At 58.5% G+C, this 13,215-nt stretch carries 11 protein-coding genes; 10 read left to right on the top strand and 1 reads right to left on the bottom strand.

All coding sequences use genetic code 11. The features are described 5' to 3' along the window. The first annotated feature begins 64 nt into the window (after positions 1-64). The 4 genes from motA to cheW are packed head-to-tail and all read left to right on the top strand — an operon-like array spanning position 65 to position 4,442. Complete coding sequence (motA, locus tag AC2FAJ_RS05595) at positions 65-952, top strand: flagellar motor stator protein MotA (protein WP_008500417.1); 888 nt, start codon at positions 65-67, stop codon at positions 950-952. Then, on the top strand, positions 949-1,878 hold the full coding sequence (gene motB, locus AC2FAJ_RS05590) for a flagellar motor protein MotB (protein ID WP_028013653.1): 930 nt from the start codon (positions 949-951) through the stop codon (positions 1,876-1,878). The genes motA and motB overlap by 4 nt, the downstream gene beginning before the upstream one ends. A 4-nt stretch (positions 1,879-1,882) precedes the next feature. Then, a complete protein-coding gene (cheA, locus tag AC2FAJ_RS05585; RefSeq protein WP_045631228.1) occupies positions 1,883-3,919 on the top strand; it encodes a chemotaxis protein CheA in 2,037 nt (678 codons plus the stop codon). 19 nt (positions 3,920-3,938) lie between these two features. Beyond that, on the top strand, positions 3,939-4,442 hold the full coding sequence (gene cheW, locus AC2FAJ_RS05580; RefSeq protein WP_041909416.1) for a chemotaxis protein CheW: 504 nt from the start codon (positions 3,939-3,941) through the stop codon (positions 4,440-4,442). Positions 4,443-4,537: 95 nt separating this feature from the next. Here the strand turns inward: cheW and AC2FAJ_RS05575 are convergent, their stop codons facing one another. Further along, positions 4,538-5,797 carry a dicarboxylate/amino acid:cation symporter gene (locus AC2FAJ_RS05575; RefSeq protein WP_447615025.1) on the bottom strand — a complete coding sequence of 420 codons (1,260 nt, stop codon included), beginning with the start codon at positions 5,795-5,797 and terminating at the stop codon, positions 4,538-4,540. Between the two features lie 432 nt (positions 5,798-6,229). On the opposite strand from AC2FAJ_RS05575, the gene AC2FAJ_RS05570 reads away from it, so the two are divergent. From AC2FAJ_RS05570 to tar, 6 genes are all read left to right on the top strand, one after another. Then, entirely contained in the window at positions 6,230-6,802 is a 573-nt protein-coding gene (locus AC2FAJ_RS05570; protein ID WP_485453909.1) for a Csu type fimbrial protein, read from the top strand. Positions 6,803-6,810: 8 nt separating this feature from the next. Next, a complete protein-coding gene (locus tag AC2FAJ_RS05565; RefSeq protein WP_028013649.1) occupies positions 6,811-7,359 on the top strand; it encodes a Csu type fimbrial protein in 549 nt (182 codons plus the stop codon). Positions 7,360-7,376: 17 nt separating this feature from the next. Beyond that, positions 7,377-8,138, top strand: coding sequence for a fimbrial biogenesis chaperone (locus tag AC2FAJ_RS05560; RefSeq protein ID WP_045260435.1), 762 nt, complete (start codon positions 7,377-7,379; stop codon positions 8,136-8,138). Beyond that, positions 8,114-10,498 (top strand): fimbria/pilus outer membrane usher protein, encoded by a 2,385-nt coding sequence (locus tag AC2FAJ_RS05555; RefSeq protein WP_045260326.1) that lies wholly within the window; start codon positions 8,114-8,116, stop codon positions 10,496-10,498. The genes AC2FAJ_RS05560 and AC2FAJ_RS05555 overlap by 25 nt, the downstream gene beginning before the upstream one ends. Continuing rightward, on the top strand, positions 10,495-11,457 hold the full coding sequence (locus tag AC2FAJ_RS05550) for a Csu type fimbrial protein (RefSeq protein WP_319879082.1): 963 nt from the start codon (positions 10,495-10,497) through the stop codon (positions 11,455-11,457). Before AC2FAJ_RS05555 ends, AC2FAJ_RS05550 begins: the two co-directional genes overlap by 4 nt. Before the next feature lie 84 nt (positions 11,458-11,541). Next, on the top strand, positions 11,542-13,209 hold the full coding sequence (gene tar, locus AC2FAJ_RS05545; protein WP_193358907.1) for a methyl-accepting chemotaxis protein II: 1,668 nt from the start codon (positions 11,542-11,544) through the stop codon (positions 13,207-13,209). The last annotated feature ends 6 nt before the right edge of the window (positions 13,210-13,215 follow it).

Genomic DNA, 13,215 nt, shown 5'->3' with positions numbered 1-13,215 from the left:
CCGCAAACGGTAAACGCTGCGAGCTGGACGTCCTTGCCATAGTCACTAGCGGAAGGATGATGTCGTGCTTATCTTATTAGGTTACCTGGTAGTTCTCGGTACAGTTTTCGGCGGTTACATGATGACCGGCGGGCACCTTGGAGCACTCTATCAACCGGCTGAACTTATTATCATCGGCGGCGCAGGGGTAGGGGCTTTTATCGTTGGCAACAACGGTAAATCGATCAAGGGCACGTTGAAGGCAATTCCATTGCTGTTCCGTCGCTCGAAATACACCAAAAGCATGTATATGGATCTGCTGGCGCTGCTCTATCGCCTGATGGCGAAGTCGCGTCAGCAGGGGATGTTCTCGCTTGAACGGGATATCGAAAACCCGAAAGAGAGCGAAATTTTTGCCAGCTATCCGCGCATTCTGGCGGACGCCATGATGCTGGATTTCATCGTCGATTACCTGCGTCTCATCATCAGCGGCAACATGAATACCTTCGAAATCGAAGCGCTGATGGACGAAGAGATCGAAACCCACGAAAGCGAATCTGAAGTGCCGGCCAACAGCCTGGCGCTGGTTGGCGACTCCCTTCCGGCGTTTGGTATCGTGGCGGCGGTCATGGGGGTGGTACACGCCCTGGCCTCGGCGGACCGTCCGGCGGCTGAACTGGGCGCGCTGATTGCCCATGCGATGGTGGGCACCTTCCTCGGTATTTTGCTGGCTTATGGTTTTATCTCTCCGCTGGCAAGCGTGCTGCGCCAGAAAAGCGCGGAAACCACCAAAATGATGCAGTGCGTGAAGATCACGCTGCTCTCTAACCTCAACGGTTACGCGCCACCGATCGCGGTTGAATTTGGCCGTAAAACGCTTTACTCCAGCGAGCGTCCGTCGTTTATCGAGCTTGAAGAACACGTGCGCGCGGTGAAAAACCCAAACCAACAGACGACAACTGAGGACGCATGAAAAACCAGTCCCATCCGATCGTCATTGTCAAAAAACGCAAGCACAAGGGCGGCGGGCACGGTTCCCACGGCTCCTGGAAAATCGCGTACGCCGACTTTATGACCGCAATGATGGCGTTCTTTCTGGTGATGTGGCTGATCTCCATCTCCAGCCCGAAGGAGCTTATCCAGATTGCCGAATATTTCCGTACCCCGCTGGCGACGGCGGTGACCGGTGGGCCGCGTATCTCTAACAGCGAAAGCCCGATCCCTGGCGGCGGCGATGATTACACCCAGCAGAAGGGTGAGGTGAAAAAAGAGCCGAACATCGACGAGCTGAAACGCAAGATGGAGCAGGCGCGTCTGAAAAAACTGCGTGGCGATCTCGACCAGCTGATTGAAGCGGATCCTAAACTGCGCGCGCTGCGGCCGCACCTGAAAATCGATCTGGTCCAGGAAGGGCTGCGTATTCAGATTATCGACAGCCAGAACCGCCCGATGTTTAAAACCGGGAGTGCGGAAGTTGAGCCGTACATGCGCGATATTTTACGCGCCATTGCGCCGGTGCTGAACGGTATTCCTAACCGAATCAGCCTGTCGGGCCACACGGATGACTTCCCGTACGCCAGTGGGGAGAAGGGATACAGCAACTGGGAGCTTTCTGCCGATCGTGCCAACGCCTCGCGTCGCGAGCTGGTGGCAGGTGGGCTTGATGATGGCAAGGTACTGCGCGTGGTCGGCATGGCAGCAACCATGCGGGTCTCCGACCGCGGGCCGGATGACGCCATCAACCGTCGTATCAGTCTTTTAGTGCTGAACCAGCAGGCGGAGCAGGCCATCCTGCACGAAAACGCCGAAAGTCAGAATGAGTCACTGGACGATTTAAAACAGCCTGGGGCCGTCCCTGCGGCTGCCGTTCCAACATCGCCACCAGCCAATCCGAGGTGATAGCGTGAGCATGGATATTAGCGATTTTTACCAGACATTCTTTGATGAAGCCGACGAACTGTTGGCGGATATGGAGCAACATTTGCTCGATCTGGTGCCCGAAGCACCGGACTCCGAGCAGCTCAATGCCATCTTCCGCGCGGCGCATTCTATTAAAGGCGGAGCCGGAACGTTTGGATTTACCATCCTGCAGGAAACGACCCATTTAATGGAAAACCTGCTTGATGAAGCACGACGCGGTGAGATGCAGCTCAATACCGACATTATCAACCTGTTTTTGGAAACCAAAGATATTATGCAGGAACAGCTCGACGCCTATAAAAGTTCGGCAGAGCCTGATGCCGCCAGCTTTGAATACATCTGCAATGCGCTGCGCCAGCTCGCCCTGGAAGCAAAAGGTGAGGTCGCTGCAGCCGTTGTCCCTGCGGCAAAGCTGAGCGTTGTCGATGCGGTTGCTGCTGAAGAGGCTGCGCCAGCCGCTGCGCAAGCGGGCAAGCTGCGCGTTGTGCTGTCACGCCTGAAAGAGAGCGAAGTTAACCTGCTGGAAGAAGAGCTGGGTAACCTGGCGAAATTAAGTAACGTAGTGAAAGGCAAAGACAGCCTCGCAGCGACCCTCGATGACGGTATCAGTCAGGACGATATCGTGGCGGTGCTGTGCTTTGTCATTGAAGCCGACCAGATCGCCTTCGAAACGGAAGCCGCCGCGGTAGCAGCTCCGGCTGCAGAAGAAGAGGTTGCTGTCGTTGCCCAGGCCTCCGCACCAGCTGTGGCCCCAGCGGCCCCGGTGCTGAAGGCGGTGCCAAAAGAGGCCGCGGCGCCTGGCCGTGGTGAAAAACCGGCCGCGCGCTCCAGTGAGTCCACCAGCATCCGTGTCGCCGTTGAGAAGGTTGATCAGCTGATTAACCTGGTTGGCGAACTGGTGATCACCCAGTCCATGCTGGCGCAGCGTTCTAACGAACTGGACCCGGTCACGCACGGCGATCTGATCACCAGCATGGGCCAACTGCAGCGTAACGCCCGCGACCTGCAGGAATCGGTGATGTCCATCCGCATGATGCCGATGGAATATGTCTTCAGCCGCTTCCCACGCCTGGTGCGCGACCTTGCCAGCAAGCTGAATAAGCAGATTGAACTGACCCTGATGGGCAGCTCAACGGAGCTGGATAAGAGCCTGATCGAGCGCATCATCGACCCGTTAACGCACCTGGTGCGTAACAGCCTCGACCACGGTATTGAACTGCCGGAAAACCGCATTGCCGCCGGGAAATCTCCGGTCGGGAATCTGATCCTCTCTGCGGAACATCAGGGCGGGAACATCTGCATCGAAGTGACCGACGACGGCGCGGGCCTTAACCGCGAGCGCATCCTGGCGAAAGCCATTTCACAGGGGATGGCGGTGAATGAAAACATGACCGATGAAGAAGTGGGCATGCTGATCTTCGCGCCGGGCTTCTCGACCGCCGAGCAGGTGACGGACGTTTCCGGACGCGGCGTCGGCATGGACGTGGTGAAACGTAACATTCAGGAGATGGGCGGCCACGTTGAGATCCAGTCTAAACAGGGCTCCGGCACCACCATCCGCATCCTGCTCCCGCTGACGCTGGCGATCCTCGACGGCATGTCGGTCAAAGTCGCGGACGAAGTCTTCATTCTGCCGCTGAACGCGGTGATGGAATCCCTCCAGCCGCGTGAAGAAGATCTGCATCCGCTGGCGGGCGGCGAGCGCGTTCTCGAAGTGCGCGGTGAGTACCTGCCGCTGGTCGAACTGTGGAAAGTGTTCGAAGTGGACGGGGCGAAGACCGAGGCCACGCAGGGTATCGTGGTGATCCTGCAAAGCGCGGGCCGTCGCTACGCGCTGCTGGTCGATCAGCTGATTGGTCAGCACCAGGTGGTGGTGAAGAACCTCGAAAGCAACTACCGCAAGGTGCCGGGTATTTCTGCTGCCACCATTCTGGGGGATGGTAGCGTGGCGCTGATCGTCGACGTGTCGGCGCTTCAGGGATTAAATCGTGAACAACGTGTGGCGTACACAGCCGCCTGATTAAGTAGAAGGTAATAACATGACCGGTATGAGTAATGTAACGAAACTGGCGGGCGAGCCATCAGGGCAGGAGTTCCTGGTATTCACTTTGGGCGATGAGGAGTACGGCATCGATATCCTGAAAGTGCAGGAAATTCGTGGTTACGACCAGGTTACCCGCATCGCTAACACGCCAGCGTTTATTAAAGGCGTCACCAACCTGCGCGGCGTGATTGTGCCAATCGTGGATCTGCGCGTGAAGTTCAGCCAGGGTGACGTTGACTACAACGACAATACCGTCGTGATCGTCCTCAACCTGGGACAGCGCGTGGTGGGTATCGTGGTGGATGGCGTATCTGACGTGCTTTCCCTGACCTCTGACCAGATTCGTCCTGCGCCGGAGTTTGCGGTCACGCTGTCGACCGAATACCTGACCGGCCTGGGGGCGCTCGGCGAGCGTATGCTGATTCTGGTGAACATCGAAAAGCTGCTGAACAGCGAAGAGATGGCGCTGCTGGATATCGCCGCGAGTCACGTAGCCTAAAACAAAGCCGGGTGGCGCTGACGCTTACCCGGCCTACGTGTCGAGCCATTTGTAGGCCGGGTAAGGCGAAGCCGCCACCCGGCTTTTTCATACCCTTACGCTTCCTGCTTTACCAGCTCAGCGTCCGCTTCCCGCGCACCTTCATTCTGCGACAGCATCGCGGTCGCAATGCCGTTCCCCAGCACGTTAATCGCGGAACGCCCCATATCCAGGAAGTGGTCGATACCCATCAGCAGCAGGATCCCCGCCACCGGAATGTTAAAGCTCGGGATCGTCGCGGCCAGCACCACCAGCGAAGAACGCGGCACGCCCGCAATGCCTTTTGACGCCAGCATCAGGGTTAACATCAGCACCGTCACCTCAGAGAAGCTCAGGTGAATGTTGTACGCCTGCGCAATAAACATCGAGGCAAACGAGCAGTACACCATCGACCCCACGAGGTTGAAGGAGTAGCCAATCGGCAGAACGAAAGAGGCGATATTGCGCGAGCAGCCAAAGCGCTCCAGCTGCTCCAGCGTTTTAGGGTAGGCCGCTTCAGAACTGCTGGTGGTGAATGCGACCAGCACCGGATCTTTCAGCATGCTGACCAGGCGAAACACCTCTTTTTTCAGCACCATGTAACCCACGGCCAGCAGCACCATGCAGGTGAGAAGAATGGCAACGTAGTAGCCGCCAATAAAGGAGGCGTAGTTCAACAGGATGCCCAGACCCTGCGTGGCAATGACGGAGGAGATCGCCGCGAAGATGGCCAGCGGCGCAACGTACATCACGTAACCCGTTACCTTCAGCATGATATGGGAAACCACATCCAGTGCGGCCACCAGCGGCGCGTTGAATTTCTGCCCCAGCGACGCGCCGCCGATGCCGAAGAACATCGAGAACACCACTATCTGCAGGATCTCATTGTTCGACATCGCCCCCGCGATGCTGGTGGGAATGGTGTGAGACAGGAACGCTTTCAGCGTCATCCCGCCCACGGCCAGACCGGTATCCACCGCCTCGGTTGGAACGGTCAGGTTCAGGCCGCTTCCCGGACGCTCCAGCGTGACGATAAACAGTCCGACCAGAATAGAAAGCACGGATGAACTGATGAACCATACCATCGCTTTGCCGCCCACCCGGCCTATGGTGGAGGTTTCTCCCAGCTTCATAATGCCTACGGTCAGCGTGCTGAAGACCAGCGGCGCAATAACCATTTTGATCAGACGGAGGAAAATATCGGTCAGAAGGGTAATATTATCCGACCAGGCTTTGATGGCATCCGCAGATGCGTACTCGTGAATTGCCGCCCCTGAAAGAATACCCGCCAGCATGAATATCACGATGAAGAGTGTAAGTTTGTTTGCACTTGCCACGAAAAAAGACCCTCTATGCGCTATCAGATGTCGCCCGCGCCGATACATATAAATTTTTTATTACTGCGCGGGAAAATATTCGGCACATAAATTGACGCAAAGCGTAGGGGGTTACAACAAGTTTTTAAGTTTTATTGATTTTGTTGTTGGTGGCATAACGATATATTGTGATGGTGATCACACTATAAGGGATATATTCTCTTCTAAAAAAAATAAAAATGCGGCCAAAATAATTTTAATTCATTGTTATTTATAAGAATATTAAGTCAATAGGACTCAAGGATTATGCGTTTTGGGGCGGGTGGTGGAAGCGATATCCGTAAACTAAATTCTCATTAACCCCTCTCAGAGGAACCTTAAGCGGGGCTAACATCTTGAACAGCATAAATAAAATGTGGCAAGGGAACGCGTTTGACTTCCGGAGGGTGGAAAATGAAAAGAAAACGCCTTTTAATCTGCGCTGGCGCGTTACTGGCGGCGACAACGGTACATCCTGCGCTGGCCGTGACCAGCAGCGGCACCATCGGTGCGACGCTGACCCTCACAAACGGGTGTCTGATTAACGGATCGCCCACGCAAAACGGTATTAACTTCGGGACACTCGATTTTGGTACCCATCCCGCCACGTTTTCCACGCTGACCACCCAGCTCACCGGCGCCAGCGGCGGGAATACGTTCACCATTCAGTGCACCACCGCCAGCTATACGGTGGCGATCACCGGCAACACTAACTCCACCGCACCCGGTACCGTGGTCGGCACGTCGGGCACGCCTGCGCGCTATCTGATCAATACCGCCAATGCGGCGCAGGGCGTGGCTTACAGTCTGTACAGTGACAGCGGATTTAACAACGTCATCGCCAACAACGCGGCGCTGCCGGTCGCGTCGACGGCGGGCGGGGTCAATAGCTACACCCTTTACGGGCGCATCACCGGCGGTGGTAACAGCGTCACGGTGGTGCCGGGCACTTATACCGACACGATCAACGTCAGCGTCACCTACTAGCTCCAGCCATGAAGGCCTCCTTTTTAAGTCTGCGCGCTTGCGCAGAGGGGATCGTGCAGCCTTTTTTTGCGCTAGCGCTGGGGCTGACCCTGGTTTCCGGGGCCGGCGCGGTGACGTCGCAGTCGTTTAAGGTGAGCGCGACCGTCGTGCCGGGATGTTCTGTCACGACGGGGACCGGCGGGATCTTCGGGACGCTGGATTTTGGGACCCATACCGGCGTGGAGAGTGCCCCGGTCAGCACCAGCTTTGTGCCCAACGGGGCGCTGTCCATCGCCTGCACGCCGGGCGTGGCGCTGAGCATGAGCATCAACGGCGGGCAAAACTACGCCTCGGTGCGCCGCATGACGCGTTCAGGCGGCACCGACGTGGTGGGCTACCGGCTTTACAGCAGCAGTTCACTGGCGGCGAACAGTGAGATTGGGGTCAACCAGGCCATCCCGGTGACCTACACCAACAGCAACAATATTGCACTACCACTTTTTGGCGTAGCGCTGCTGACGGGATTTAGCCCGGCAGGCACCTATTCCGATCAGCTCACCGTGACCTTGTCATGGTGAAAAAGGGAGAACATTCGATGAAGCCACTATTCAGGCATTGGTACCTGGTGAGTATGTTGGGCGTGACCGCCATGGCGGCAGGACAGGCGCAAGCGGCGGCGACCATTCTGTTATGGCCCATCGATCCGTGGCTGTCGGCCGACAGCAAAGCGACTGAATTGTGGATCCAGAATCAGGGAAACAGTGCCACAACGATGCAGGTGCGCATTGTGCGCTGGAAGCAGGAGGGGGGCTTTGAGCGCTATACCGCCCAGCAGGACGTGGTCGCCAGCCCGCCCATCGTCACCATCGGCAAAGGCAGTAAACAGCTGATCCGCCTGATCAAACAGGGTACGGTTCCGATGGGCGTTGAACAAGCCTATCGCATTATCGTGGATGAAATTCCCCAGCCGGACGCGAAGGCCGACCCCGCCATCGGCCTTAAACTGCAGATGCGCTATTCCATACCCCTGTTCGTTTACGGACAGGGGATACCGACAATAAAAGAGGGGGCGCATCATGCCCTCGTGGATACCCGTAACCTGAGCTGGCGCGTCACGCAGGTGGCGGGCCAGCCTGCCATTGAAGTCCGCAATCAGGGCGATGTTCACGTCAGGCTCAGCCAGGTGGCGCTGGAGCAGGGGGGACAAAAGCGCATGATTGCGGATGGCCTGCTGGGCTATGTGCTGCCGGGCAGCACCCGCAGCTGGCCGATTCCGGCCGGGATCCGCCAGCCCAGCCAGATCAGCGCGCAGATTAATGCCAGGGATGCACAATGGCAGTCGACGCCCGTCAACTGAAGCCCGCAATGATGATCCTGCTTTGCGTGAGTACCAGTACCTGGGCCGAACCGGGTGATGACAGCTTACCGCCGCCGCCGCAAGCGCAGGCGATAAACGGGGAGGCGGTTTTCCAGCTCGCCCTGGTACTGAACCACTACGACACCGGGCTGGTGGTTCCCGTGACGCAACGCGACGGCGCTTACTATATCTCCAGCGCCGATTTGCTGCGCGCCGGGCTTCCGCCTGAACATGTGCCCAACGGCGACGTCAATCTCAGCACGCTTCCGGCGGTGCGGGTGGAGTACGACAGTCCCGCCCAGCGTCTGCTGCTGACCGTGCCCCGTGAGTGGATAACCTCCCGCGTCACCCCGTTTGGCGGCCAGCCGACGCAGAGTAAGCCTCACTATGGCAGAGGCGCGCTGCTCAATTACGATTTTTATACCAACCATACCGAGCACGTCGGCGGGCAGGCCTCGCTCTGGCATGAATTCCGCTACTTCAATGAAAACGGTTCATTCTCCTCCACCGGCTACGCCCGCGAAAATTTCACCGGCAACGACGGTCAGCAGGAGGGCTATGTCCGCTATGACACCACCCTGCTGGTGACCAACGAGGAGGACGCCACCACCTGGACCGCCGGGGATGTCATCAGCGATGCCCTGAGCTGGAGCAGCAGCGTCCGCATGGGCGGGATCAGCTATGGGCGTGATTTCTCCCTGCGTCCGGACCTGGTGACCTGGCCGCTGCCGGAATTTTCAGGTGAAGCGGCGGTGCCGACCTCGGTCGACCTCTTCATCAACGGCTACCGCTCCGGGTCCACGCAGCTGCAGCCCGGGCCGTTCACCCTGACGAACCTGCCCTACATTAACGGCGCCGGGGATGCGGTGCTGGTCACCACCGATGCGCTGGGGCGCCAGGTGAGTACCACGCTGCCGTTTTACGTCACCAGCGATCTGCTGAAAGAAGGGCTGAGCGATGGGGCCGTTACCCTGGGGAGCCTGCGGCGCAACTACGGCATTAAGAATTTTGACTACGGCCCGGCGGCGGGGAGCGGATCGTATCGCTACGGCCTGACGGACTGGCTGACGCTGGAGGGGCACGCCGAAGGCGCGGAGGAACTGGCGCTCGCCGGTGCGGGGACGGTGGTCAAGCTGGGGCGTTTTGGCGTGGTGAATACCTCCTACAGCCAGAGCCGGATGCGCGGAGATGACGGCGGGCAAATCAACTGGGGCTACCAGTACAGCACCAGCGAGTTCAGCCTCGCCACCCAGCATACCCGCCGCGATCGCGGCTTTGGTAACCTGGCCCTGTATGACCAGCCGACGGTGTACGACGAAAATGACCGCCCCATCGCCAGCTTTAGCCGCAATACCGATCAATATTCCCTGACCTTCAACCTGGGGGAATACGGCAACATCGGGGCGGCCTGGATCGGCGTGGAGAGCTTTGACAGCCAGAAAACCGAGCTGCTTAACCTCTCCTGGAGCCGAAATCTGTGGGGCTCCAGCAGCATTTACCTCGCCGCCAGCCGGGACCAGCAGCGGGGCGACTGGACGGTCGCGATGTCATTCCAGGTGCCGCTGGGCGAACGCGACAGCGCGGCGCTCACCGTGGAAAATACCCCGGATGCAGGCAGCACGCAGCGCATCAACTACAACCACTCGATGCCCTCCGACGGCGGCTTCAGCTGGAATATGGCGTGGGCGAACCAGTCGCGATCGAATAACTACCAGCAGGGAACGGTGGGCTGGCGCAATAACAATATCGAGCTGCAGGGGGGCGGGTACGGCGAGAAGGGCATGATGACCTGGTGGAGCGAAGCGATGGGCTCCCTGGTGCTGATGGACGGCGAACTGTTTGCGGCAAACAAAATCAACGATGCGTTTGTGGTCATCAGCACCGATGGCCAGCCGGATGTCCCCGTCAGCTATGAAAACCAGCCGGTTGGTAAAACCAACCGCAACGGGTATCTGCTGGTGAGCGGCGTCTCGGCCTATTACCCGGCAAGCTACAGTATTAATACCCTGAACCTGCCTGCCGACACCCGGCTGAAAGAGACCGAGCGGCGGGTGGCGATCCGCCGCCACAGCGGTTATCTGGTGGATTTCCCGATGGAACAGGAGCGGGTAGCGAGCGTCATCCTGCACGACGCGCAGGGGGAGGCCATTCCGGTGGGAAGCCAGGTTCGACGCGCCTCGCGCAGCAATGCGGTGGTGGGATATGACGGGATTGCCTGGCTGGAAAACCTCAGCGACGTCAATCTGCTCGACGTCACGACGCCGACAGGCAAACGCTGCAGGGCAACGCTGACCATCGGCGCGAACCCGGACCACAGGCTGCAAACCTACGGCCCGCTGGTCTGCCGGGAGGGGCCATGAAGCGCTGGGTGATGTTGCTCCTGCTGCTGCTCTCCGGCGGCAGCTGGGCGGCCTGTACCGTCAGCACGGTCAATGCGTCGTTCGGCAGCGTCACGTCGTTTGCGCTGAGCGGCTCCGGGGAGGTGGAGACCACCGGCACGCTGGTGGTGGCGTGTGATGCGATACTCAACCTGCTGACGAACGACTCGGTGACGCTGAACTACACCGCAGCAACGATATCGGCCAACAGTCGTGCGACCCTGAAACGCACCGATAATGCCGCCATCACGGACGTGATCCCCACCCGGCTGTGTGGACTTTCGGGTTGCGCGAGCAGCAGTGAGGTACAGATAAGTAAATCGTATACCTGGAGCGGAAATACCTTGCTGGGATTGCTCGGGTCAAAGCAGTACAACATTCCGCTCTATTTCCGCACCGTCGCCGGACAAAACGTCTCTGCCGGGCCGTATCAGGTGCAGTTAACCTTCAGCGTTAACTACAGCGTCTGTTCCGTGGGGGCGCTCGGTATTTGCACCATCAATCAAACGGGAACCGCGACGACCAGTATTCTGCTTAACCTAACCGTCACCAACGACTGCAGCGCCATGACCACGCCGGACGTCAACTTTAGCAGTGCGCCGCTGGTGCAAAATTTCCCCACGGTCTCGCAGGCGATTGCCGTCACCTGTACCAAAGGCAGTACCTATACCATCGGGATTAACAATGGTGCCAACGCGCTGAATAACGTGCGCCGGATGGTGAGCGGCAGTAACTACCTGAGTTATGACATCTATAAAGAAGCCACGACTAACCGCTGGGGCAGCAGCGGCAGCGAACGCTGGACCAGCGCGACCTCCTCGCTGGTCAGCGCCGACGGCCTGCTGCGTACCTATAACTACTCCGCCAAAGTTCTGACCAGTCAGGCCACGCCGCCCGCCGGCACCTACACCGATACGCTGATTGTTGACGTCGCGTTTTAACCCCGCGCTTTTCCCTTTCGCAAATGTAAAGTTCCTGTGGCCTGTGCCGATAACACCGTTAATAAATCTATGAGAAGGTGTTGTATGTTGAACCGTATCCGCGTTGTCACAATGCTAATGATGGTGCTGGTCATTTTCGCACTACTTCAGCTTATCTCCGGCGGGCTTTTTTTCTCGTCTTTAAAACAGAACCAGGACAGTTTCGCCGCCTCAAACGATCTCCGCCTGCAGCAGAGTGAGCTCACGTCGACGTGGGATCTGATGCTGCAAACGCGCATCAACCTGAGCCGCTCGTCCGCGCGCATGATGATGGATCCGAACAATCAGCAGAGCAGCGCGAAAAACGATCTGCTAAAAAATGCCCGGGCCACGCTGGCCGACGCGGCTAAACACTACGCCGCCTTCAGGCAAATCGCACCGCAGCCTGCTATGGCGCAGGTGAGCCAGAACATTGATGAAAAATACAGCGCCTACTATGCCGGGCTGACGGAGCTGATCCAGTTCCTGGAGAGCGGCAACATGGACGCCTACTTCGCACAGCCGACGCAGGGGATGCAAAATGCACTCGGCGCGGCGCTGGGGGAATACGCGAAGGCCAGCGGCGATCTGTATCACTCGGCCTTTACTGAAAGCCAGAATGACTACCGCTTTGCGAAATGGCAGATGGCGGTGTTGGCCCTGGCGCTGGTCATTGTGCTGTTCGCTGTGTGGTACGGCATTCGCCACATCCTGCTAAACCCTCTCGGCCGCGTGATTGCCCATATTCGCGAGATTGCCTCTGGCGATCTGACCAAAACGCTGACCGTTTCCGGACGTAACGAGATCACCGAGCTGGCCAACAGCGTCGACCACATGCAGCGTTCATTGATCGAGACCGTCGCCAACGTGCGTAACGGATCCGAGGCGATCTATACCGGCACCAGCGAAATCGCGATGGGGAATAACGATCTCTCATCTCGTACCGAGCAGCAGGCGTCGGCGCTGGAAGAGACGGCCGCCAGCATGGAGCAGCTCACCGCAACCGTGAAGCAGAACGCCGATAACGCCCGCCAGGCGTCTCAGCTGGCGGAAAGCGCCTCCGAAACCGCGCAGCGCGGCGGTCGCGTGGTGGATGGCGTGGTGAAAACCATGCACGAAATCGCCGACAGCTCGAAGAAAATCGCCGACATCATCAGCGTCATCGACGGCATTGCCTTCCAGACCAACATCCTCGCGCTCAACGCCGCCGTGGAAGCGGCGCGCGCGGGCGAACAGGGGCGCGGGTTTGCGGTGGTGGCCGGGGAGGTGCGCAACCTTGCCAGCCGCAGCGCCAACGCGGCAAAAGAGATTAAATCCCTGATTGAAGACTCCGTCTCCCGCGTGGATACCGGCTCCGTGCTGGTGGAGAGTGCCGGGGAGACCATGAATGACATCGTGAATGCCGTTACCCGCGTGACGGACATCATGGGTGAAATCGCCTCTGCGTCCGATGAGCAGAGTCGTGGAATCGACCAGGTTGCCCTGGCGGTATCGGAAATGGACCGCGTGACACAGCAAAACGCCGCCCTGGTGCAGGAGTCCGCTGCGGCGGCCGCTGCGCTGGAAGACCAGGCGAGCCGTCTGAAGATGGCCGTCTCGGCGTTTCGTCTCGCTTCACTTGCTGGAAATACGGTCACTGCGCAAGCTACGTACCGCGCGCCAGCCGCCGACACGGCGGTCACCCGCACGCGTGCTGCAACGACCGGACAAGATGAAAACTGGGAAACATTTTGACTGACA

It is taken from the genome of Enterobacter cloacae complex sp. 385G4 (assembly GCF_057320665.1).
This window is presented reverse-complemented; position numbering and strand designations above follow the sequence as displayed.

Coding starts and splice junctions, on each gene's coding strand:
- motB (WP_028013653.1), top strand. CDS start 949: ATGAAAAACCAGTCCCATCCGATCGTCATTGTCAAAAAACGCAAGCAC.
- cheW (WP_041909416.1), top strand. CDS start 3,939: ATGACCGGTATGAGTAATGTAACGAAACTGGCGGGCGAGCCATCAGGG.
- AC2FAJ_RS05570 (WP_485453909.1), top strand. CDS start 6,230: ATGAAAAGAAAACGCCTTTTAATCTGCGCTGGCGCGTTACTGGCGGCG.
- AC2FAJ_RS05565 (WP_028013649.1), top strand. CDS start 6,811: ATGAAGGCCTCCTTTTTAAGTCTGCGCGCTTGCGCAGAGGGGATCGTG.
- AC2FAJ_RS05560 (WP_045260435.1), top strand. CDS start 7,377: ATGAAGCCACTATTCAGGCATTGGTACCTGGTGAGTATGTTGGGCGTG.
- AC2FAJ_RS05555 (WP_045260326.1), top strand. CDS start 8,114: ATGGCAGTCGACGCCCGTCAACTGAAGCCCGCAATGATGATCCTGCTT.
- AC2FAJ_RS05550 (WP_319879082.1), top strand. CDS start 10,495: ATGAAGCGCTGGGTGATGTTGCTCCTGCTGCTGCTCTCCGGCGGCAGC.
- tar (WP_193358907.1), top strand. CDS start 11,542: ATGTTGAACCGTATCCGCGTTGTCACAATGCTAATGATGGTGCTGGTC.